This window comes from Tabrizicola oligotrophica, assembly GCF_011008935.1.
Lineage (GTDB): Bacteria > Pseudomonadota > Alphaproteobacteria > Rhodobacterales > Rhodobacteraceae > Tabrizicola_A > Tabrizicola_A oligotrophica.
Window position 1 is genome coordinate 229,017 of sequence record NZ_JAAIVJ010000001.1, and the last position, 21,122, is coordinate 250,138.

General features: G+C 66.3%; 20 protein-coding genes. 10 read left to right on the forward strand and 10 right to left on the reverse strand.

Annotated features, from left to right (window positions below; translation table 11 throughout):
• The first annotated feature begins 130 nt into the window (after window positions 1-130).
• From G4Z14_RS01130 to G4Z14_RS01140, 3 genes are all read left to right on the forward strand, one after another.
• Entirely contained in the window at window positions 131-874 is a 744-nt protein-coding gene (locus tag G4Z14_RS01130; protein WP_164622919.1) for an SDR family NAD(P)-dependent oxidoreductase, read from the forward strand.
• A complete protein-coding gene (locus G4Z14_RS01135; RefSeq protein WP_164622920.1) occupies window positions 871-2,025 on the forward strand; it encodes an RsmB/NOP family class I SAM-dependent RNA methyltransferase in 1,155 nt (384 codons plus the stop codon). Before G4Z14_RS01130 ends, G4Z14_RS01135 begins: the two co-directional genes overlap by 4 nt.
• A 202-nt stretch (window positions 2,026-2,227) precedes the next feature.
• The gene (locus G4Z14_RS01140; RefSeq protein ID WP_164623482.1) at window positions 2,228-4,486 is read left to right on the forward strand and encodes a hybrid sensor histidine kinase/response regulator; all 2,259 of its coding nucleotides are present in this window, start codon (window positions 2,228-2,230) and stop codon (window positions 4,484-4,486) included.
• A 10-nt stretch (window positions 4,487-4,496) separates the two neighbouring features.
• On the opposite strand, the gene G4Z14_RS01145 is transcribed toward G4Z14_RS01140, so the two are convergent.
• A complete protein-coding gene (locus G4Z14_RS01145) occupies window positions 4,497-5,090 on the reverse strand; it encodes a hypothetical protein (RefSeq protein WP_164622921.1) in 594 nt (197 codons plus the stop codon).
• A gap of 192 nt (window positions 5,091-5,282) precedes the next feature.
• Between G4Z14_RS01145 and recA the strand changes: the two genes are divergently transcribed.
• The 4 genes from recA (at window position 5,283) to G4Z14_RS01165 (ending at window position 10,327) form a co-directional block, all read left to right on the forward strand.
• Window positions 5,283-6,347 (forward strand): recombinase RecA, encoded by a 1,065-nt coding sequence (gene recA, locus G4Z14_RS01150; protein WP_164623483.1) that lies wholly within the window; start codon window positions 5,283-5,285, stop codon window positions 6,345-6,347.
• Window positions 6,348-6,479: 132 nt separating this feature from the next.
• The gene (gene alaS / locus G4Z14_RS01155) at window positions 6,480-9,134 is read left to right on the forward strand and encodes an alanine--tRNA ligase (protein WP_164622922.1); all 2,655 of its coding nucleotides are present in this window, start codon (window positions 6,480-6,482) and stop codon (window positions 9,132-9,134) included.
• A 1-nt stretch (window position 9,135) separates the two neighbouring features.
• The gene (locus G4Z14_RS01160; protein WP_164622923.1) at window positions 9,136-9,426 is read left to right on the forward strand and encodes a DUF1330 domain-containing protein; all 291 of its coding nucleotides are present in this window, start codon (window positions 9,136-9,138) and stop codon (window positions 9,424-9,426) included.
• A 100-nt stretch (window positions 9,427-9,526) separates the two neighbouring features.
• Window positions 9,527-10,327 carry a class II glutamine amidotransferase gene (locus G4Z14_RS01165; protein ID WP_164622924.1) on the forward strand — a complete coding sequence of 267 codons (801 nt, stop codon included), beginning with the start codon at window positions 9,527-9,529 and terminating at the stop codon, window positions 10,325-10,327.
• 105 nt (window positions 10,328-10,432) lie between these two features.
• Here the strand turns inward: G4Z14_RS01165 and typA are convergent, their stop codons facing one another.
• From typA to G4Z14_RS01185, 4 genes are all read right to left on the reverse strand, one after another.
• Entirely contained in the window at window positions 10,433-12,250 is a 1,818-nt protein-coding gene (gene typA, locus G4Z14_RS01170; RefSeq protein ID WP_164622925.1) for a translational GTPase TypA, read from the reverse strand.
• Between the two features lie 88 nt (window positions 12,251-12,338).
• Window positions 12,339-12,941: a YitT family protein gene (locus G4Z14_RS01175; protein ID WP_164622926.1), complete on the reverse strand. Its 603-nt coding sequence runs from the start codon at window positions 12,939-12,941 to the stop codon at window positions 12,339-12,341.
• A 1-nt stretch (window position 12,942) separates the two neighbouring features.
• Complete coding sequence (locus G4Z14_RS01180; protein WP_164622927.1) at window positions 12,943-13,500, reverse strand: LysE family transporter; 558 nt, start codon at window positions 13,498-13,500, stop codon at window positions 12,943-12,945.
• Window positions 13,501-13,605: 105 nt separating this feature from the next.
• Entirely contained in the window at window positions 13,606-14,280 is a 675-nt protein-coding gene (locus G4Z14_RS01185) for an aquaporin (protein WP_164622928.1), read from the reverse strand.
• 153 nt (window positions 14,281-14,433) lie between these two features.
• Between G4Z14_RS01185 and lipA the strand changes: the two genes are divergently transcribed.
• On the forward strand, window positions 14,434-15,384 hold the full coding sequence (lipA, locus tag G4Z14_RS01190; protein WP_164622929.1) for a lipoyl synthase: 951 nt from the start codon (window positions 14,434-14,436) through the stop codon (window positions 15,382-15,384).
• A 154-nt stretch (window positions 15,385-15,538) separates the two neighbouring features.
• Window positions 15,539-16,942, forward strand: a complete 1,404-nt coding sequence (locus G4Z14_RS01195) for a calcium-binding protein (protein ID WP_164622930.1) — start codon at window positions 15,539-15,541, stop codon at window positions 16,940-16,942.
• Window positions 16,943-16,944: 2 nt separating this feature from the next.
• Here the strand turns inward: G4Z14_RS01195 and G4Z14_RS01200 are convergent, their stop codons facing one another.
• The 4 genes from G4Z14_RS01200 to hpt form a co-directional block, all read right to left on the reverse strand.
• The gene (locus G4Z14_RS01200; protein ID WP_164622931.1) at window positions 16,945-17,559 is read right to left on the reverse strand and encodes a glutathione S-transferase family protein; all 615 of its coding nucleotides are present in this window, start codon (window positions 17,557-17,559) and stop codon (window positions 16,945-16,947) included.
• A 10-nt stretch (window positions 17,560-17,569) separates the two neighbouring features.
• Complete coding sequence (locus G4Z14_RS01205; RefSeq protein ID WP_164622932.1) at window positions 17,570-18,463, reverse strand: c-type cytochrome; 894 nt, start codon at window positions 18,461-18,463, stop codon at window positions 17,570-17,572.
• Window positions 18,464-18,553: 90 nt separating this feature from the next.
• Window positions 18,554-18,724 (reverse strand): hypothetical protein, encoded by a 171-nt coding sequence (locus tag G4Z14_RS01210; protein ID WP_164622933.1) that lies wholly within the window; start codon window positions 18,722-18,724, stop codon window positions 18,554-18,556.
• A complete protein-coding gene (gene hpt / locus G4Z14_RS01215; protein WP_164622934.1) occupies window positions 18,721-19,266 on the reverse strand; it encodes a hypoxanthine phosphoribosyltransferase in 546 nt (181 codons plus the stop codon). The genes G4Z14_RS01210 and hpt overlap by 4 nt, the downstream gene beginning before the upstream one ends.
• 69 nt (window positions 19,267-19,335) lie before the next feature.
• Between hpt and G4Z14_RS01220 the strand changes: the two genes are divergently transcribed.
• Entirely contained in the window at window positions 19,336-19,782 is a 447-nt protein-coding gene (locus G4Z14_RS01220) for a type II toxin-antitoxin system RatA family toxin (RefSeq protein WP_164622935.1), read from the forward strand.
• 75 nt (window positions 19,783-19,857) lie between these two features.
• Here the strand turns inward: G4Z14_RS01220 and G4Z14_RS01225 are convergent, their stop codons facing one another.
• On the reverse strand, window positions 19,858-21,036 hold the full coding sequence (locus tag G4Z14_RS01225) for an ammonium transporter (RefSeq protein WP_164622936.1): 1,179 nt from the start codon (window positions 21,034-21,036) through the stop codon (window positions 19,858-19,860).
• Between the last annotated feature and the right edge of the window lie 86 nt (window positions 21,037-21,122).

Genomic DNA, 21,122 nt, shown 5'->3' on the forward strand with positions numbered 1-21,122 from the left:
CTGACATGGGGCGGCGGCGGCGATTCTGCCAGCCCTCGCGTTGCAGGATCGCTGGCGGACGGCTAGAGCCTGTCTGACGAAGGCGCGATATTGTCCGGTCGCGGGGCAGGTCGCAGGCAGGGGGGACGGCATGGCATTGGCAGTCATCACGGGGGCAGGGGCGCCGGGGGGCATCGGCATGGCCTGCGCGCGCGCCCTGGGGGCGGCGGGGTTCGATCTGGCAATCACCGCCACCTCGGGCCGGATCGAGGCGCGGCGGGCCGAGCTTCTGGCCGAAGGCTACCACGTCCTCGCCTTTCAGGGCGACCTGACCGACCCGGCCACCGTCGCGCGGCTGCACGACGCCACCGGCCCGGCCGAGGTTCTGGTGAACAATGCCGGCATGGGCTCGGTCCTGTCGCCGGCCGTGCAGCGCAGCTTCCTTGACATGACGCCCGAGCAATGGCGGCGGCAGATGGACACCACGCTGACCACCGCGGTTCTGGTGACGCGCGCCTATCTGCCGGCCATGGTGGCCACCGGGCGGGGGCGGATCATCATGATGGCCTCGGTCACCGGGCCGAAGGTGTCGAACCCCGGTGAGACGGCCTATTCGGCCGCCAAGGCGGCGATGGTCGGGCTGACCCACGCCCTTGCACTCGAAGTTGCGCCGCAGGGCGTGACGGTGAACGCCGTCGCCCCCGGCTGGATCGCAACCGAGGCCTCCACCCCCGAGGAACTGATCGCTGCCACCGCCACCCCGCCGCGCCGCGCCGGCCGTCCTGACGAGGTCGCCGCCTGCGTGGCCTTCCTCGCATCGCCCGCGGCATCTTACGTCAACGGTGCGACGCTGGTGGTCGACGGCGGCAACATCCTGCAGGAGCGCAAGGCATGACCCCCGCCGCCCGCGCCGCCGCCGCCATTGCCGTGCTGGACCGCACTCTTGCCGGCGAGCCTGCCGAGCAGGCCCTGACCAACTGGGGCCGTGCCAGCCGCTTTGCCGGCTCGGGCGACCGCCACGCGGTGCGCGATCTGGTCTATGACGCCCTGCGCTGCAAGCGGTCCTTCGCCGCACTTGGCGGGGCGATGACCGGCCGCGGGCTGGTGCTGGGCGGGCTGCGCGCCGCAGGGGTTGACCCGGCGCCGCTCTTCACCGGCACGGGCCACGCCCCTGCCGCGCTGAGCGAGGCCGATCAGGGCCGTCTCCCGGAGCGGGTTGAGGCGCTGGATGTGCCAGACTGGATTTTTCCCCGTCTTGAAAGGGTGTTGCAGGCCGATGTTGAGGCGACGCTTCAAGCGTTGCGCCACCGCGCCCCGGTTTTCCTGCGCGTCAATGCGCGCAAGGCCGATCTCGCCACCGCACAGGCGCGGCTCCGGCAGGAGGGTATTGGGGCGCAGCCGGTTTCCGGTTTGCACTTCGGTCTTGAGGTTACGGAAAACGCACGGAAAATCCAGAATTCCACGGCCTTCGCCGAGGGGCTGGTCGAATTGCAGGATGCCTCCTCGCAGGCCGTGGTCGAAGCCCTGCCGCTGCGCGACGGCATGCGGGTGCTTGACCATTGCGCAGGCGGTGGCGGCAAGACGCTGGCCATGGCCGCCCGGGCCGGCCTGCGGCTTTACGCCCATGATGCGGCGCCGCAGCGCCTGCGCGATCTGCCACCGCGGGCAGCGCGGGCCGGCGTCAAGGTCCATCTGACGGAAAGCCCCGAGAAAACAGCGCCCTATGACCTGATCCTGACAGACGTCCCCTGTTCCGGTTCCGGCAGCTGGCGGCGCGATCCGATGGGCAAATGGCAGCTGACCGAGGCCCGCCTGACCGAGCTTTGCGCGATTCAGGCCCAGATCCTTGACCGCTGCGCCAGGATGGTCGCGCCCCGGGGCGTGCTGGCCTATGCGACCTGTTCGCTTCTGGCCGAGGAAGACGAGGATCAGATCGCCGCCTTCCTGTCGCGCCAGCCCGGCTGGGTCTGCAGTCTGCAACGCCGGTTCTCGCCGCTCATCGGCGGCGACGGGTTCTTCCTCGCCCTGCTTGAACGACGGAGTTGACGCGCAAGGCGCAACCTTAACGAGAATTTTCATGACATCGCCCCCGCGAAGCCGCTAATCTTGCGACAGGGGGCGAGGATGTTAAGCCAAGATTAACCATTGCCCGGCCTAGTGAAGCAGAGAGAGACGAATCTGCGGGGGAAGGGTTTTGGCAGGCGAAGCGCTCGATGAGTTGGCACAGCTGTTCAACCGGCGCGGGCGGATGCAGGCCGTGGTCCTGCTTTTGCTGCTGTCGGTTGCGGCGCTTGCCGTGGCCGGGCTGGCCGATGGCCGCGCGGTGCAGATCGGGGCGGCGCTCATCGGGTTGACCTTTGTCGCGCTTGTCATGATCGCGCGCGGGCTTGACGGGTTGAAGGGGCTGGAACAACGCCGGCTGGACCGGCAGCTTGTGCTGATGACGGGCCAGGACGCGACGCCCAGTTTCACCACCGACGCCCAGGGCCAGATCCGCTTTCAGAATGACGCCGCCCGCGACCGCTTCGGCGGCGTGGCGGGCCATACGCTCGTCGCCGTCTTGCAGGAGGCCTTCGCGGCGCCGGCGGCGGTGCTTTACCGGCTGCAGGCCCGCGCCGTACATGTGGGGGCGGCGCGCGAGGATGTGGTCAGCCGCCGCGGTCACACCCGGCTGGCGGTGCATCGTCTGTCGGACAACCGCTTTCTCTGGCGGCTTGAGGAATTTGCCGACCGCACGGCGCTTGGCCGCGGGGCCGAGACGCTCAGCCTGCCGATGCTGACCGCCAACAAGGCCGGGGTGGTGCTGTTCACCAACGAGGCGATGCGGCGGCTTCTGGGCGGGCGGCCCAAGCATCTGGACCGGGTGTTCACCTCGCCCACTCTGCGCTCGGGCGAGGAGGTGGAGGTGAACGGCATCGACGGCCCCCTGCGCGCCATTCTGGCCGAGGTGGAGGGCATGGCCGAGCGGCGCGAGATCTTCCTGCTGCCCTTGCCCGCGCAGGACAGTCCCGCCCAGGTGCAGGCGGATTTCGAACATGTTCCGGTGCCGCTTCTCAAGTTCGCCCCCGACGGTGGGCTGCGGGCGGCCAACGCGGCGGCGCGTGAACAGTTGCAGCTGGACGAAGCCGCCAGCCCGGCCTTCCACGACCTGTTCGACGGTCTGGGCCGCCCGGTCGGCGACTGGCTCGCCGATGTGGTGGCCGAGCGCAAGCCCGGCGGGGCCGAGGTTCTGACTGCCCGCCAGCTGGGCCATGAAACCTTCGTGCAGGTCACGCTGCGCCGCATCGTCGAGGGCGGGCGGCCCGGCGTGTTGGCCATCCTGCAGGACGCCACCGCGCTGAAGACGCTCGAGGCGCAATTCGTGCAAAGCCAGAAGATGCAGGCCATCGGCCAGCTGGCGGGCGGAATTGCGCATGATTTCAACAATCTGCTGACCGCAATCTCGGGGCATTGCGACCTTTTGCTGTTGCGCCACCGGGCCGAGGATCCGGCCTATGCCGACCTGATCCAGATCCACCAGAACGCCAATCGCGCGGCCGCCCTGGTTGGCCAGTTGCTCGCCTATTCCCGCAAGCAGACGCTGAAGCCCGAAAGGCTGGAGCTGGAGGACCTGCTTTCCGATCTCACGCACCTGCTGAACCGGCTGGTGGGCGAAAGGATCACCCTGCGCCTCAGCCATGGCGCCGGGCTGCAAACCGTCCGCGCCGACCGGCGCAAGCTGGAACAGGTGGTGATGAACCTCGTGGTCAATGCAAGGGACGCCATGCCCGACGGCGGCGCTATCCGCATCGAGACCGAGGCCCTGACGCTGCGGGACGACATGCGGCGCGACCGGGCGCTGGTGCCGGCGGGCGACTATGCGCTGATCCGGGTCAGCGACACCGGCTGCGGCATCCCCGAGGACCGGCTGCAAAAGATCTTCGAACCGTTCTACACCACCAAGAAGCAGGGAGAGGGCACCGGTCTTGGCCTGTCAACGGCCTATGGCATCGTCAAGCAGTCGGGCGGCTTCATCTTCGTGGATTCGACCGAAGGCGAGGGCAGCATCTTCCAGATCTACTTCCCGGTCTTCAAAGGGACCGGAGGCGAGGAACCGGCCGAGCTGCCGGCGCCGCGGCCCAGTGTCGTGATGCGTCCCGGCGAAGGCGTGGTGCTGCTGGTCGAAGACGAGGCGCCGGTGCGGGCCTTTGCCAGCCGGGCGCTGCGGATGCGCGGCTATACCGTGCTGGAGGCGGAAAGTGCCGAAGAGGCGCTGGCCAAGCTGGAGGATCCGACGCTTGAGGTCGACATCTTCGTCACCGATGTGGTGATGCCGGGCATGGACGGGCCGTCCTGGGTGAAGCAGGCGCTGGAGATGCGCCCGAACGTGCGGGTGATCTTCGTCTCCGGCTATGCCGAGGATGCGCTTTCCGAAATGCAGGCGCGGATTCCGAACTCGGTCTTCCTGCCGAAGCCGTTTTCGCTGTCAGATCTTGCGGCAACGGTGCAGGGCCAGCTGCTGCATTGAGCGGGGCTGATCAGCCTTTCAGACTGTCATAGAGCGCGAAATCCTGGGCCAGGGTGGCGCGCAACAGCGCCTCGGTCTCGGGGCTGAGCGCGGTGCTGCCCTTGGGCGAGACATTCAGCCGCGGCAGGGTGATCTCGCAGCCGAGCCGGTCTTCCAGGAATTGCACGAAATCCCCCAGCGACTCGTAGCGGAAAAGATGCGGCATCTGCGCCCCCGAGGGCGTGGTCAGAAACGCGGCCTGCGAGCCGACATCGGCACAGGCCGGGCGGGCCGTGGTGCGGCAATAGGCGCGCACGAAGTCATCAAAGCTCATGGCCCTGGTCGAAAGCTCGGGCGCGACATCCTCGCGCTGGCGGTCGCGATACCAGCTGCCCAGCCAGTCGCGCGGCTCGCGCATCAGGGCCACGACTTCGAAAGGCCCCTCACCGCCTTCGGACAGATAGGGCTGCAGGAAGCGTTCAAAGCGCGTGGCGTCGGTGTGCTTCAACTCCCGCGGGCGCAGAATCACCAGCGTCGCCAGCGCGCCGAGGGCGGCCTCGATCGCGGTTGACGCGGTTTTCGGCGTCGCCAGGAACGCCAGTCGCTGCTGCCAGAACACCATCATGGTGAAAAATCCCTTGAAATTGCCCCGGAGGCCCGTGGCCGTTCACTATTCCTTAATCCAGACCGGGAAAAGCTGGGATTGCGAGATTTGGATTGAAATGTTCTTGCTTTGTATTCATATATCGAAAACAAAACCGGAACATGCAGGCAATTGCCGCCGAAGCGCGGCCATGTGATAAGGAGAACGGCAATGGTGGCGGTGGCGAACCTCCTCGAGTTGAACGGGAAGCAGGGCATGGACAAGGCAAAGGCGCTGGAAAGCGCGCTGGCACAGATCGAACGGCAATTTGGCAAGGGTTCGATCATGAAACTCGGCCAGGACAATGCGGTGATGGACATCGAGGCGACCTCGACCGGATCCTTGGGCCTTGATATCGCGCTGGGGATCGGCGGGCTGCCGCAGGGCCGGATCGTCGAGATTTACGGCCCCGAAAGCTCTGGCAAAACCACACTGACGCTGCATGTGGTGGCCGAAAGCCAGAAGAAGGGCGGGGTCTGCGCCTTTGTCGACGCCGAACACGCGCTCGACCCGCAATATGCCAAGAAACTGGGCGTCAACCTTGACGAGCTTCTCATCAGCCAACCCGACACCGGCGAACAGGCGCTGGAGATTGTCGACACGCTGGTGCGTTCGGGGGCGGTCAACCTGATCGTGGTCGATTCGGTGGCGGCGCTGGTGCCGAAATCGGAAATCGAGGGCGACATGGGCGACATGCAGATGGGCAGCCAGGCGCGTCTGATGAGCCAGGCGATGCGCAAGCTGACCGCCTCGATTGGCCGCTCGAACTGCATGGTGATCTTCATCAACCAGATCCGCATGAAGATCGGCGTGATGTTCGGCAGCCCCGAAACCACCACGGGGGGCAATGCGCTGAAATTCTATGCCTCGGTGCGTCTGGACATCCGCCGCACCGGCGCGATCAAGGACCGCGACGAGGTGATCGGCAACACCACCCGGGTCAAGGTGGTGAAGAACAAGGTTTCGCCGCCGTTCAAGGAGGTGGAATTCGACATCATGTATGGCGAGGGCATCTCGAAGGTGGGCGAGCTGGTGGACATCGGCGTCAAGGCCGGCGTGGTGGAGAAGTCGGGCAGCTGGTATTCCTACAAGGACGAGCGCATCGGCCAGGGCCGCGAAAACGCCAAGACCTTCCTCAAGCAGAACCCCGGCGTTGCCATGGACATCGAGGACAGGATCCGCGCTGCCAACGGTCTGGATTTCACCATGACCGACAAGGACGACGTGCTGGACGACTGAGCGCGAATTTGATCAACAAATCAAAGGCCGGGGCAGAGGCTCCGGCCTTTTTGCTGCTCATGCAAAAGCCCGTGGACAGGGCGGGCGCCGGGGGCTAAACGGGGTCGAAACCGTATTCCCGAAGGGGTTCCCATGGCGTCCTTGAACGACATCCGCTCGACTTTTACCGATTTCTTCGTGCGCAACGGCCACCGGCATGTGGAATCGAGCCCGCTGGTGCCGCGCAACGACCCGACGCTGATGTTCACCAACTCCGGCATGGTGCAGTTCAAGAACTGCTTCACCGGGGTCGAGACGCGCGATTACAAGCGCGCCACCACCGCGCAGAAATGCGTCCGCGCGGGGGGCAAGCACAACGATCTCGACAACGTGGGCTACACCGCGCGGCACCATACCTTCTTTGAAATGCTGGGGAATTTCTCCTTTGGCGATTATTTCAAGGATCAGGCGATTGCCTTTGCCTGGGAGCTTCTGACCCGCGATTTCGGTCTGGCCAAGGACAAGCTGACGGTCACGGTTTACCATACGGACGACGAGGCGGCGGCGATCTGGAAAAAGGTCGCCGGTCTGCCGGAGGAGCGGATCATCCGCATCGCCTCGGATGACAACTTCTGGCGCATGGGGCCGACCGGGCCCTGTGGCCCCTGCACCGAGATCTTCTATGACCATGGCCCGAGCGTCTGGGGCGGCCCGCCCGGCAGTGCCGAACAGGACGGCGACCGCTTCATCGAGATCTGGAACAACGTCTTCATGCAGAACGAACAGTTCGCCGACGGGCGGCTGGTGCCTTTGGAGATGCAGTCGATCGACACCGGCATGGGGCTGGAGCGGATCGGCGCGCTGCTGCAGGGCAAGCACGACAACTATGACACCGACCTGATGCGCAGCCTGATCGAGGCTTCGGCGCATGCGACGAACTCGGATCCGGACGGCAAGGGCAAGACCAGCCACCGGGTGATCGCCGACCATTTGCGTTCGGTCTCTTTCCTGATCGCCGATGGCGTGACGCCGTCGAACGAGGGCCGCGGCTATGTGCTGCGCCGCATCATGCGCCGGGCGATGCGCCATGCCCATATGCTCGGGGCGCAGGACCCGGTGATGCACAAGCTGGTGCCGGCCCTGGTGCGGCAGATGGGCGGGGCCTATCCGGAACTGACCCAGGCGCAAAGCCTGATCGAAGAGACGCTGAAGCTGGAGGAAACCCGTTTCAAGACAACTTTGGACCGCGGTCTGCGGCTCTTGACTGACGAGCTGGACCGCCTGCCCGAAGGCGCCGATCTGCCGGGGCAGGTGGCGTTCAAGCTCTATGACACCTATGGCTTCCCGCTGGATCTGACGCAGGACGTGCTGCGCGAAAAGGCCCGGGCGGTGGATGTGCAGGGCTTTGACGCCGCGATGGAAGAGCAGAAGGCCAAGGCGCGCGCTTCGTGGTCTGGCGCCGGCGGCACGGCGGATGCCAAAGTCTGGTTCGAGATTGCCGAGGCGCATGGCGTGACCGAATTCCTCGGCTACGAGCTGGAAACCGCCGAAGGCCAGATCAACGCGCTGGTCCGCGACGGGGCGGAAATCGGCGCGGCTGAGGCTGGGACATCCGTACAGATCGTGGTGAACCAGTCGCCGTTCTACGCCGAAAGCGGCGGGCAGGTCGGCGATCAGGGTTTCATCCGCACCGAAACCGGCTTGGCGCAGGTGACCGACACCCGCAAGACCGCCGGCGTGTTCCTGCATGTCGCCACGGTGACCGAAGGCACCATCCTGCGCGGCCAGCCGGCCAAGCTGGAGGTAAGCCATGCCCGCCGCAGCCAGATTCGCGCCAACCATTCGGCGACGCACCTGTTGCACGAGGCGCTGCGCCGGGCGCTTGGCGACCATGTGGCGCAGAAGGGCTCGCTCAACGCCCCCGACCGGCTGCGGTTCGACTTCAGCCACGCCACCGGCATGAGCGCGGCGGAACTTGCCCAGGTCGAGGCCGAGGTGAACGGCTTCATCCGGCAGAACTCGCCGGTGGAGACCCGGATCATGACGCCCGACGACGCCCGCGCGCTGGGGGCGCAGGCGCTGTTCGGTGAGAAATACGGCGACGAGGTGCGCGTGGTGTCGATGGGCCAGCTTGACGGCTCGGGCAAGGGGGCCGAGGGCAACACCTACAGCCTTGAGCTTTGCGGCGGCACCCATGTCCGGCGCACCGGCGATATTGGCGCCTTCGTAAGCTTGGGGGAAAGCGCGTCTTCCGCCGGTGTGCGCCGCTTCGAGGCGCTGACCGGGCAGGCGGCGGTGGACTATCTCAAGGCGCAGGAAGCGAAACTGGTCGAGGCGGCGGCGGTGCTGAAAGCCGCGCCGGCCGAGATTGTCGAGCGGCTGAAGGCGCTGGTCGAGGAACGCAAGGGCTTGCAGAACGAAGTGGCGACCCTGCGGCGCGAACTCGCCATGGGCGGCAAGTCCGGTGGGCCGGATGCCAAGGAAATCAATGGCATCAAGCTGATTGCTCAGGTGATGCAAGGCGTGTCCGGCAAGGATCTGCCCAGCCTGATCGACGAGATGAAGGCCCGCATCGGCTCGGGTGCGGTGGTGCTGATCGCCGATACCGGGGCGAAGCCGGCGGTGGCGGCGGGGGTGACGGCCGACCTGACCGGGCGCATCAGTGCGGTGACGCTGGCCAAGGCGGCGGTCGAGGCGCTGGGGGGCAAGGGCGGCGGCGGCCGGCCTGACATGGCGCAGGGCGGCGGGGCCGACATTGCGCTGGCCGATGCGGCTTTGAAGGCGGTCGAAGCCGCATTGGAGGCCTGAGATGCCGACCGCGCTCTGGATTGCCCATGTGCAGGTGACCGACGCCGAGGCTTACGGCAAATACGCCGCCCTCGCCGGCCCGGCGATTGCCGCGCATGGCGGCTATTTCCTCGCCCGCGGCGGCCGCTATGTCCAGCTTGAGGGCAATGACCGGCCGCGCAACGTGGTGGCGCGCTTCCCCAGCCTTGAAAAGGCGGTGGAGTGTTATCACTCTGAGGCCTATCAGGCGGCGCTGTCCCATGCCCGCGGTGCTTCGGTGCGCGATCTGATGGTGGTGGAAGAGGCCGAATGAAAGATTTGCGCGGATTTTCCCCGCGCAAATCGCTGATTTCATGGTAATGTTGCAAAAAACACCATGAGGCAGGCATGTTTACCGTGAGAGGGCAGCACTGATGTGCCGCTGGGCCGCATATTCCGGGGCGCCGATCTTCCTTGAGGAGATCATCAGCCGGCCGGGCCATTCGCTGATTCATCAAAGCCATTGCGCGACGCAGTGCCATTCGGCGATCAACGCCGACGGCTTTGGCGTCGCCTGGTATGCTGACCGGCCCGAGCCGGGGCTTTACCGCGACGTGATGCCGGCCTGGTCCGACCCGAACCTGCGCAGCCTGACAGCGCAGGTGAAATCGGGGCTGTTCCTGGCGCATGTCCGGGCCTCGACCGGCACCGCGACCAGCCGCAACAACTGCCACCCCTTCGTGCATGGCCAGTGGAGCTTCATGCACAACGGGCAGGTCGGCGGCTATGACCAGTTCCGCCGCGATGCCGACATGATGGTGCCGGACAGCCTTTACGGCGCGCGCAAGGGGGCAACCGATTCCGAGGCGCTGTTTCTGGTGGCGGTGGCCGAGGGGCTGGACGGCGATCCGCGCGGCGCGCTGGAACGGGCGGCGGCGCGGTTCATCCGGCTGGCGCGGGCGAAGGGGGCTGCGCCGCATCTGCGGATGACGGCGGCGCTGTCGGACGGCCACCGGCTTTATGCCGTGCGCTACGCGACCGATGAGGCGGCGCCCTCGCTCTACTACCGCTGGTCGGCGACGCGCGGCGGCATGGCGGTGGTGTCGGAGCCCTTGGAGGCCGAGGAGGGCGGTTGGAACGAAGTGCCGACGGCGAGTTTCTGCACCTTTGACGGCGATCAGGTGAAGGTGGAGGAATTCATGCCCTGCCGGTTGGCGGCGGCGGCGGCGGCGTGAAGTGCGGGCGGGGGTGGGTGAATCACCCACCGTACAGTGGCCCCCGTAGAGGAGGTAATTTTACCCGCCATCCATGAAAAAACCGCCCCGAGGGGCGGTTTTTCCTTAGGCATTCCGGCTGACGCGCTTGCGTTCGTGCGGGTCCAGCACCCGCTTGCGCAGGCGGATGATCTTCGGCGTCACCTCGACCAGTTCGTCATCGTCGATATAGGCGATGGCCTCTTCCAGGCTCATGCGGACATGCGGCGTCAGGCGCACCGCTTCGTCGGTTCCGCTCGCGCGGACGTTGGTCAGCTTCTTGCCCTTCAGCGGGTTCACCTCAAGGTCATTGTCGCGCGAGTGCTCGCCGATGATCATGCCCTCATAAACCGCTTCCTGCGGACCGATGAACATGCGGCCACGCTCTTCAAGGTTCCACAGGGCGTAGGGAACGGACGAGCCGTTTTCCATCGAGATCATCACGCCCTGACGCCGGCCCTGGATCGGGCCCTTGTGCGGCGCCCAGTCGTGGAAGATGCGGTTCAGAACGCCGGTGCCGCGGGTGTCGGTCAGGAACTGACCGTGATAGCCGATCAGCCCGCGCGAGGGGACATGGGCGATGATCCGGGTCTTGCCGACGCCGGCGGGGCGCATTTCGGCCAGATCGCCCTTGCGCTCGCCGGTCAGCTTGTCGATGACTGCGCCGGAATATTCGTCGTCGACATCGACGATGACTTCCTCGATCGGTTCCATCCGCACGCCGTCGACCTCGCGGAAGATCACGCGCGGGCGGCTGATCGACAGCTCAAAGCCTTCGCGGCGCATGTTTTCGATCAGCACGCCCATCTGCAATTCGCCACGGCCCGAGACTTCGAAGGCGTCGCCGCCGGGGGTGTCGGCGACCTTGATGGCCACGTTGACTTCGGCTTCTTTCAGCAGGCGCTCGCGGATGACGCGGGACTGCACCTTGTTGCCGTCCTTGCCGGCGAGCGGCGAGTCGTTGATGCCGAAGGTCACGGTGATGGTCGGCGGGTCGATCGGCTGGGCGGGAAGCGCGGTGTCAATCTCCAGCGCGCAGAGCGTGTCGGCCACCGTCGCCTTGGTCATGCCGGCGATGGTGACGATGTCGCCCGCCACCGCCTCGTCGATCGCGGTCTGGTTCAACCCACGGAAGGCAAGGATCTTGGTGACGCGGAACTGCTCGATCCGGTCGCCGGTGCGGGTCAGCGCCTTGAGCTGTTCGCCCACCTTCAGGGTGCCGGATTCAACCCGGCCGGTCAGGATGCGGCCGATGAACGGGTCGGCCGAGAGCGTGGTGGCCAGCATGCGGAAGGGTTCGGACTGCTTGGCGATCTGCTTCGGCGCCGGCACATGACGCACGATCAGGTCAAACAGCGCCGAGAGGTCCTTGCGCGGCCCGTCCAGCTCCAGATCGGCCCAGCCGGACCGGCCCGAGGCGTAGACATGCGGGAAATCCAGCTGGTCGTCATTGGCGCCGAGGTTGGCGAAGAGATCGAAAACCTCGTTCAGCGCGCGGTCGGGTTCGGCATCGGGCTTGTCGACCTTGTTCACCACGACAATCGGGCGCAGACCAAGGGCCAGCGCCTTGGAGGTGACGAATTTCGTCTGCGGCATCGGCCCTTCGGCGGCGTCGACCAGCAGGCAAACGCCGTCGACCATGTTCAGGATGCGCTCCACCTCGCCGCCGAAATCGGCGTGGCCGGGGGTGTCGACGATGTTGATCCGCACGCCGTTCCATTCGACCGAGGTGGCCTTGGCCAGAATGGTGATGCCGCGTTCACGTTCGATGTCGTTGCTGTCCATCGCGCGTTCGGAAACCGCCTGATTGTCGCGGAACGAGCCCGACTGTTTCAGCAGTTCGTCCACCAGCGTGGTCTTGCCATGGTCGACGTGCGCGATGATGGCGATGTTGCGAAGCTCCATCGGAGGGGTCTCTTTCACTTGTCCGTGTGTTGCCGCGCCCCTTACAGGAGGCGGGCCGGAAAGACCAGAGGAACCTTTCCGCTTCGGCTCAGGTGGCGATGTAACGGTCGCGGCGGTGGTTGATGGCGATCACCAGATTGACCACCAGCGCGCCAAGTGCCGACCACATCACGGTGACGGCGGGCAGTACCGTCAGCGCCACCGCAAACAGCACCGCATCGAAGATCAGTTGCGTGTGGCCGGCGCGAAAGCCGGTCTTGTCCTGCAGGAGCAGGGCAAGGATGCCGACGCCGCCAAGGCTGGCACCGTGGCGGAACAGCGCCAGCAGCGCCGAGCCGGAGATGGCGCCGAACAGGAGGGCGCCGACCGGGGTCGAGAGGCTGTCAAAGCGCACCCAGGCCGGCATCAGGACGGCAAGCCCCGACATCAGCGCCACGGCGGCAAAGGTCTTGAGCGTGAACGCCAGCCCCATGCGGCGATAGCCGAGCCAGTAGAACGGCAGGTTGACGGCAAAGAACACCGGGCCGAAACCATAGCCGGTCAGGTAGGAGAGCAGCACCGCCAGCCCCGCCGTCTGCCCGGTGATAAGGCCGAGATGGGTCAGGATGGTGATGGCGAAGGCTGCCATGCCGGCGCCGTAGGCGATGCCCTGGGCATCTTCAGTCAGGCTGTGGGTTTCAGCTTCGGTCATGTCAGGCGGTCAGCACCCGGCCAAGCAGAACTGCGGCCAGCACGCCCAGCCAGACTGCGCCGCCCCGGTTGACCAGCGGCGCAAGACGGCCCGAAAGCCGCGCCCCAAGCCAGAGCCAGCCCAGCGAGACGGTCAGCACCAGCGCGGCGAAAAGCCCGATCCCGGCGGGCAGGTTCGGCCCCTCGGGGATCAGCACCAGACCAAAAACCAGCGCCTTGGGGTTGAGCAGCGTGGTAATGGCGACCTGCATCGGCGTGACGCCGGGTGCGTCGGCAGCCGAGGGCCGGGTCGAGGCATGCCACAACCGCACCGCCAACACCGCCACCCAGAGCGCCGCCGCCAGCGTCAGCGCCAGCCGCAGCCCGGGCGCGGCCTCAAGCCAGCGATGGCCCCAGATCGACAGCGGAATGACAGTGGCCAGATAGGCCGCCAGTTCCACCAGCGGCAAGAGCAGTGGGCGGGCCACGCCCTGCGCCCCGGCCAGCGCCAGAAGCGTGTTGGTCGGGCCGGGGGTGGCCAGCAGGGCCAGAAGGGCGAAGGTCAGTTCGATCACGGTCATGGGGCCGCTTATGGCGGGGCAGGGCTTGCGCTTCTCTGACATAGATCAAGGGCAAAGGAAAAGGGCGCGAAGAAATCCACCGCGCCCCTTGCCGTGTTTTGCCACTCAGTCGGCGCGGGTCAGGCCCGCCTTGTAAAGCGCGCCGGCCACAAGTCCACCCGCCACGGGCGCAACGAGGAACACCCAGAGCTGCGCCAGCGCCGCGCCGCCGGAAAGCAGCGCCGGGCCGATGGAGCGCGCGGGGTTCAGCGAAACCCCGGTGACATTGATGCCGACGAGATGGATCGCCGCCAGCGTCAGGCCGATCGCCAGCCCGGCAAAGCCGGTGGCCGCACCGCGGCCGGTTGCGCCAAGGATCACCGTGACAAAAACGAAGGTCATGACGCCTTCGAACACCAGCGCGGCGGTCAGGGAATATTCGCCAAGATAGCCCGGCCCATAGCCATTCGCGCCAAGCCCCCCGGTCCAGCCGGCGCTGCCCGAGGTGATGAGGACAAGCGCACCGGCGCCAAGAATGGCGCCAAGCGTCTGCGCGACGGCATAGGCAATTGCATCGGGCAGCGTCATCCGGCCCGCCGCCACCATGCCAAAGGACACCGCCGGATTGAGATGCGCACCCGAGATCGCGCCAAGCCCGTAGGCGGCGGCCACGATGGCCAGACCGAAAGCCAGCGCGATGCCGGTGTGGCCGATGGCCGCGCCGCCGATCACCGCCGCCCCGCAGCCGAAAAGCACAAGAATGAAGGTGCCCAGCACCTCGGCGAACAGTTTCATCGACATTTTTCCTCCTGTAACCATCTATCCGGGCGGCGGGAGCATCCCAGCCTTGCCCGCCATGCAACGCCCGTCCCGCAGGGCTCAGGGCTGCGCCGGTTGCCTTCGGGCCGGGGAAAGCCTATCTTCGGGAAAATCTTGCGTCAGGGGGAAAATCCGGTGCGCGACCTCAAGCTGCCCGACCAGCGCCACCCCGAAAAGGCCCATCGGCCCGATCAGGAACAGCCGAAGAAGCCGTCATGGATCCGGGTCAAGGCCCCGACCTCGGAGGGCTACAAGCAGACGCGCGACATCCTGAAGTCGAAGAAGCTGGTGACGGTCTGCGAAGAGGCCGGCTGCCCGAACGTCGGCGAATGCTGGAGCGCGGGGCATGCCACCATGATGATCATGGGCGAGATCTGCACCCGCGGCTGCACCTTCTGCAACGTCGCCACCGGCAAGCCGCAAAGCCTTGACGCCTTCGAGCCGGGCAAGGTGGCGCATGCGGTGGCCGAACTGGGGCTGAAGCATGTGGTCATCACCAGCGTCGACCGCGACGATCTGGAAGACGGCGGGGCGGAACACTTTGCCCAGACCATCCGCGCCGTGCGCCACCGCTCGCCGCAGACCACGATCGAGATCCTGACTCCGGATTTCCTGAAATGCCCGCCCTCGGCACTGGAAAAGGTGGTCGAGGCGCGTCCCGACGTGTTCAACCACAACCTTGAAACCGTGCCGGGGCTTTATCTCGAGGTCCGCCCCGGGGCGCGCTATTTCCACTCGCTGCGGCTGTTGCAGAAGGTGAAAGAACTGGACCCGACGATGTTCACCAAATCGGGCATCATGGTCGGGCTTGGCGAAACCCGCGCCGGTGTGCTGCAGGTGATGGACGACATGCGCGCCGCCGATGTCGATTTCCTGACCATCGGCCAGTATCTGCAACCGACGCCGAAACATCACCGGGTTGACCGCTTTGTCACCCCCGACGAATTCAAGAGCTATGAGGACGCCGCCTATGGCAAGGGCTTCGGCATGGTCTCGGCGACGCCGCTGACGCGGTCGTCCTACCACGCCGGCGACGATTTCGCCCGGCTGCGCGCGGCAAGGATGGAAAAGCTCGGCCAAGGCTGATCGGCCAAGGTTGATCGGCCAAGGCTGATCGGCCGGCGCTTCAAGGCGTTACGACAAGGCCCGGCTTTTGCAAAGCCGGCGCCCTGAGATCTGCCGGACGGCTCCGGCAGGCTGCGGGCCTGATGTCAGTCCCGCACAACGGACGGGGGGTATCATGGCAAATTTTGTTGTCTCCGGAACCACGTCGGTCGGACAGACACTTGGGCTGGGGGACGTCGGCATTGTCGGGGCCGACGGGCTGATCGCGACGGACGGGATGGCCGGCGTCGCGGTGACCGGGACCAACGGCGACGGCTCGGCACTCCTGACGGTCATGGGGCAGGTTCTGACGACCAACAGTCTGGCGGTGCTGTCACAGGCCATCAATCTGCAGCTTGTGGTGGGGGCCGAGGGGGCGCTGATCTCCAGCTCGGTCAGCGGTGGCTCCGCGGTGGCAATGCTGGCCGCAAACGGGGCCTCCCGGATTGACAACCTTGGCCTGATCCAGTCGCACAGCTATGGCGTCTATTTCAGCGGCATGACCGATAGTACGGTCCACTCCCAGATCACGCTGACCAACAGCGGGATAATTCTAGGCGGTGTCGCCGCGGTCACGCTGGATACCGGCCACGAGGGGGCGATTTTCAACAGCGGAACCATCTCGAGCGCGGTGACCGGGATTTCCGGCCTGACCAACGAGGTCCGCATCGAGAATACCGGCGAGATCCGGGGCCTTACCGCGATCCAATGCGGCGCGGGCGCCGACACGCTGGTCAACCGCGGGGCGATCTGGGGCGAGGTCTGGCTGGGCGAGGGCGCGGATCTTCTGGACACCCGCTGGGGGCGGATCGAGGGCAATGTTCATCTCGATGCCGGCAATGACACCTTTGACGGGCGCTGGAGCATCGTGACCGGCACCGTCGCGGGCGGCGCGGGCGATGACACGCTGCGCGGCAACGCCGGGATGGACGAGGTCTTCGACGGTGGCGACGGTACGGGCGACACGCTCGGCTTCCGGCCCGGCCCGGCGGTGACGGTGGCGCTGGATGGCTCGGTCGAAAATGCTGGCGCTGCGGCGGGCGACAGCTATTCCGGCTTCGAACATGTCAACGGCTCGGGCTATGCCGACCGGATCACCGGCGACGGGGCGGCGAACCGCCTCAGTGGTGGCGGTGGCGTCGACACCCTGCAAGGCGGCGCAGGCAATGACACGCTGATCGGCAATGCCGGGGCGGATGTGCTCTCGGGCGGGCTTGGCAACGATCAGTTCCGGTTCAACAGCCTTGCCGAGACCGGCGACAAGATCAGCGATTTCGGCGCCGGGATCGGCAACGACGACCGGATCGTGATCGACACCGCCGGGTTCGGCGGTGGTTTTGGCGGTGGCGAAGTCCTGTCGACGATGTATCGCGCCCGCGCCGACAACGTGGCGCAGGACGCCGATGACCGCTTCATCCTGCGCACCGGCGACAAGACGCTGTGGTTCGATGCCGATGGCAGCGGGGCAGAGGCGGCAGTGCTGGTGGCCGACCTTCAGGACACGGCCGTATTCACCCGGCTGGACATCCTGCTGATCTGAGGTCAGGCCGGGGCGGCAAAGGGCTGGCGGATGCGCTGGAACACGTCCAGCGCCTCCGCCCGGTCGGCATGCGCGGCAAGGCGCGGGTGATCGGTCATGTCGATCAGCCCGGGCAGCGCCTCGGTCGCAAACCCGAGCGCGCAGGCCAATGCGATGTCGGCATGGCCCAGCGTCGCGCCAAACCACCAGGGGCTGTCGGGGCGTTCGGCCTCCAGCACCTCCAGCACCGAGCCGATCTGCACCCGGCAGCGCGCCTCCCAGACCGAGCTGGCCACGGGATGCAGGCGGCGTTCGTAGAACAGGCTCACCGCCTTTTCCGCCAGACCCGTGGCCAGCGCGGCGATGCGCAGGGCGCGGTGGCGGTCGGGTTCGGTGCGCGGAAACAGCGGCGCGTCCACCAGATTGTCCAGATAATCCAGCATCATGTGGCTTTCGACCAGCGCCGTGCCGTCGTCCAGCACCAGAACCGGCACCCGCATCAGCGGGTTCACCGCCCGCACCTTTTCGCCCTCGCCAAAGACCGACCAGGGCCGATGTTCGAAGGCCATCCCGTAAAGGGTCAGCGCAATGCCGACGCGGCGGACGAAGGGGCTGTCATATTGGCCGATCAGGATCATCGCTTGCCCCTCATTGCACCGGCGGAACCGCCTTGAGATAGGCCACGACCGCGCGGACATCTGCCTCGGGCAATCTGGCCATGTTGTCCACCACATAGGCCATATGGCCCCCGACACTGTCAAACTCGGGCGTGAAGCCGGTGGTCAGATAGGCAAAGATCTCCGCCTCGCTCCAGGTCAGCTTTCCGGGAGTGAGATTCGGGATTCTGCCCTTGCCATCGGGCGCGGGCGCCCCGGCCAGCCAGCGGCTGCGGTCCAGCCCACCAAGCATGTTGCGCGGCGTGTGGCATTCGGCGCAATGTCCCAGCGCCTCGACCAGATAGCGGCCGCGCTCCAGCTCGGGCGTCGGCACCTCGGCCATCTGCCAGCCGCGGTTCTGGAACAGGAGCTTCCAGCCGCCAAGTGCGCGACGGATGTTGAAGGGAAAGCCCACCTCATGCGGCCTTGACGGTTCGGCCGAGGGCGGCAGGGTCTGCATGTAGGCCCAGAGGTCGGCCAGATCCTGCCCGGTCATCTTGTTATAGGCGTTCCACGGCAGGGCGGGGTAATAATGCTGGCCCTCGGGAGAAATGCCGTCGCGCAGGGCGGTGGCGAATTGCTCGAGCGACCAGCCGCCGATCCCGGCCGCCGGATCGGGCGAGATGTTCGGGGCAAAGAAGGTGCCGAAGGGCGAGGCCAGCGCCATGCCGCCCGCCAGCACCCGCTGCGCCGCGCCCGTGGCCCCCGGCGCCATGTGGCAAGAGGCGCAGCCGGCGGCGGTGAACACCCGCTCGCCGCGCGCCGCATCGGCGGCGATGCCCTGCAGGTCTTCGGTGCTCGACGGGCGCGGCTGGGTGACAAGCAGGAAGGCGGCAAAACCCAGAAAGGCCAGACCAAGGGCGGCAAAGCGGGCGCGGCGCGGCATGGGGGCCTCTTTGGATTGTCCGGACTTGGGCCAGGGGCAGCTTACAGGATTGCGGCCCGGCGCAAAGCGGTTCCTGCCGGCATGACCGGCCTAGGGCCGCAACTTGCCGTTGACCGTCAGGGCCTCGGGCCAGCCCCAGACCCGTTCGATCCCCCAGAGCGCAAAGCAGACTGCCACGATGGCCAGCACGAATTTGACACGGCCCATCGACGGCGGCTTGCGCGCCCATCTCGACATCCGCATCAGCCAGATGAAGTTCATGCCGGATCGGTGAAGCGCACCTTGCCGATATAGGGCAGGTTGCGGTTTCTCTGCGCAAAATCAATGCCATACCCGACAACGAATTCGTCGGGAATCTCGAACCCGGTCCAGGTTGCCCTGATGTCCACCTCGCGCCGTGAGGGTTTGTCGAGCAGCGCGCAAACCTCCAGCCGCCGCGGTTCGCGCGACAGAAGCAGGCGCTTGACATGGGAGAGCGTGAAGCCGGTGTCGACGATATCTTCGACCACCAGCACATCCTGGCCGGCAATCTCGTCGCGCAGGTCCTTCAGGATGCGCACTTCGCGCGAGGAATGCATGGCATCGCCGTAAGAGGAGGCCTCAAGGAAATCCACCTGCACCGGCAGGTTGATCTCGCGCACCAGATCGGCGATGAACACGAAGGAGCCGCGTAGCAGCCCCACCACCACCAGCTTGTCGCAATCCTTGTAAAAGGCGGTGATTTCGGCGGCCAGCGATTCAACCCGCGCGGCAATGGCCTTGGCGGAAATCATCTGGTCGATCACATAGGGGCGGTGTGGCATGCGGGCCTCTTGATTTTGCCCCCCTTCCTAGACCAAATCGCCGCCAGAAGTCACGCCTGAAGGAATTCGATGTCGCATCACAGTGAAACCAAGGTGCTGCCCTATCAGGCGCGGCAGATGTTCGATCTGGTGGCCGATGTCGCCCGTTATCCCGAATTCCTGCCCTGGACGGCGGCGGCGCGCGTGCGCTCGGTCCGGCCGGTGCCGGGGGGCGAGGAAATGCTCGCGGATCTGGTGATTTCCTTCAAGGTGTTCCGCGAAAGGTTCGGCAGCCGGGTGACACTGCTCCGGGACGAAAGCCGGATCCTGACCGAATATATCGACGGCCCGTTCAAGCATCTGAAATCGGTCTGGAGCTTTGCCGACCGGCCCGAGGGCGGCTGCGAGGTGGCCTTCGAGGTGGATTTCGAATTCAAGAACGCGATTCTGGCCGGGATCATTGGCCTTGTGTTTCACGAGGCGATGGCCCGCGTGGTGCGGGCCTTCGAGGCGCGGGCCGAGGCGCTTTACCGCTGAGGCTCTTCGTCGGTCTTCGACCGCTCATCGCCGGGCTGACCCGACGAGCGGTTGAAAACCGACGACGAGGGGCGATCAGGAATTCAGATCGTAAGCCCGCTCGCCATGCGACGACAGATCCAGCCCGTTCACCTCGGATTCGACATCGACCCGGATCGGCGTGACCAGCGCGCACAGCTTGATGAGGGCAAGGCTCGCCGCGACCGTCCAGAGCCCCACCACCGCCAGCCCGCCAAGCTGCGCCGCCCATGTGCCGTGGCCAAAGGCCGCGATCATGAGGGTGCCGAAGATGCCGCCGACGCCATGCACGGCGAAGACATCGAGCGTGTCGTCGATCCGGATGCGGTTCTTCACCAGCAGCACCGCCTCCTGACACAGCACCCCGGCGACGGCGCCGATCACCAGCGCCTCGACCGGGCCGACCCAGCCCGAGGCCGGGGTGATCGAGGCCAGCCCGGCAATGGTGCCGGTGACGATGCCGACAAGGCTGGCGCGGCCGAACTTGATGCGTTCCCATGCCGCCCACGAAAGGCTCGCCGCGGCGGCGGAGAGATGCGTGACGGCGATCGCCATCGCCGCCTGACCATTGGCCGCCAGCGCCGAGCCGCCGTTGAAGCCGAACCAGCCGACCCAGAGCATGCCCGCCCCCATCATCACCATGCCGGGATTGTGCGGCGGGGTGGTCTTGTGCCGGCGCGGACCCAGCACCCAGGCCACCAGCAGCGCCGCCAGCCCGGCGGTTTCATGCACCACGATGCCGCCGGCGAAATCGCGCACCCCGGTTTCCCCGAAGATGCCGCCATCGGCCAGCATGCCGCCACCCCAGATCCAGTGCGCGACCGGGGCATAGACGACCAGCATCCACAGCGCCGAGAACAAGAGCACGAAGCCGAAGCCCACCCGCTCGACATAGGCGCCGACGATCAGCGCCGGGGTGATGATGGCGAAGGTCATCTGATAGGCGAAGAACAGCACCTCGGGCAGGGCGCCCGACAGACTGTCCGCCGTCACGCCGAGAAGCAGCGTCTTGCCGAAACCGCCCCAGAGCGCGCCCTCCCCGCCGAAGGCGATGGAATAGCCGAAGACCAGCCACAACACGCTCATCAGCGCGGCGATGGCGAAGCAATGCATGAAGACCGACAGCACGTTTCTGGCCCGCACCAGCCCGCCGTAAAACAGCGCCAGCCCCGGCAGGGACATGAAAAGGACAAGCGCGGTGGCGATCAGGATGAAGGCGGTGTCGGCGGCGTTCATGGCGGGCCTTTCAGACAGGATGCGCGCAGGTTGCGCCTGAAAAAGCGGCACCGGCCCGCCTTGAAAAGTGTCATTGTGCAATCCGG

Excerpts from the sequence above, each read along its gene's own strand:
- G4Z14_RS01225 (WP_164622936.1), bottom strand. The coding sequence starts at position 21,036 with ATGAACGCCGCCGACACCGCCTTCATCCTGATCGCCACCGCGCTTGTC.
- G4Z14_RS01175 (WP_164622926.1), bottom strand. The coding sequence starts at position 12,941 with ATGACCGAAGCTGAAACCCACAGCCTGACTGAAGATGCCCAGGGCATC.
- G4Z14_RS01140 (WP_164623482.1), top strand. The coding sequence starts at position 2,228 with ATGCAGGCCGTGGTCCTGCTTTTGCTGCTGTCGGTTGCGGCGCTTGCC.
- G4Z14_RS01195 (WP_164622930.1), top strand. The coding sequence starts at position 15,539 with ATGGCAAATTTTGTTGTCTCCGGAACCACGTCGGTCGGACAGACACTT.
- G4Z14_RS01210 (WP_164622933.1), bottom strand. The coding sequence starts at position 18,724 with ATGAACTTCATCTGGCTGATGCGGATGTCGAGATGGGCGCGCAAGCCG.
- G4Z14_RS01220 (WP_164622935.1), top strand. The coding sequence starts at position 19,336 with ATGTCGCATCACAGTGAAACCAAGGTGCTGCCCTATCAGGCGCGGCAG.
- G4Z14_RS01130 (WP_164622919.1), top strand. The coding sequence starts at position 131 with ATGGCATTGGCAGTCATCACGGGGGCAGGGGCGCCGGGGGGCATCGGC.
- G4Z14_RS01180 (WP_164622927.1), bottom strand. The coding sequence starts at position 13,500 with ATGACCGTGATCGAACTGACCTTCGCCCTTCTGGCCCTGCTGGCCACC.
- alaS (WP_164622922.1), top strand. The coding sequence starts at position 6,480 with ATGGCGTCCTTGAACGACATCCGCTCGACTTTTACCGATTTCTTCGTG.
- G4Z14_RS01200 (WP_164622931.1), bottom strand. The coding sequence starts at position 17,559 with ATGATCCTGATCGGCCAATATGACAGCCCCTTCGTCCGCCGCGTCGGC.
- G4Z14_RS01165 (WP_164622924.1), top strand. The coding sequence starts at position 9,527 with ATGTGCCGCTGGGCCGCATATTCCGGGGCGCCGATCTTCCTTGAGGAG.
- typA (WP_164622925.1), bottom strand. The coding sequence starts at position 12,250 with ATGGAGCTTCGCAACATCGCCATCATCGCGCACGTCGACCATGGCAAG.
- hpt (WP_164622934.1), bottom strand. The coding sequence starts at position 19,266 with ATGCCACACCGCCCCTATGTGATCGACCAGATGATTTCCGCCAAGGCC.
- G4Z14_RS01145 (WP_164622921.1), bottom strand. The coding sequence starts at position 5,090 with ATGATGGTGTTCTGGCAGCAGCGACTGGCGTTCCTGGCGACGCCGAAA.
- G4Z14_RS01205 (WP_164622932.1), bottom strand. The coding sequence starts at position 18,463 with ATGCCGCGCCGCGCCCGCTTTGCCGCCCTTGGTCTGGCCTTTCTGGGT.
- G4Z14_RS01185 (WP_164622928.1), bottom strand. The coding sequence starts at position 14,280 with ATGTCGATGAAACTGTTCGCCGAGGTGCTGGGCACCTTCATTCTTGTG.
- G4Z14_RS01135 (WP_164622920.1), top strand. The coding sequence starts at position 871 with ATGACCCCCGCCGCCCGCGCCGCCGCCGCCATTGCCGTGCTGGACCGC.
- G4Z14_RS01160 (WP_164622923.1), top strand. The coding sequence starts at position 9,136 with ATGCCGACCGCGCTCTGGATTGCCCATGTGCAGGTGACCGACGCCGAG.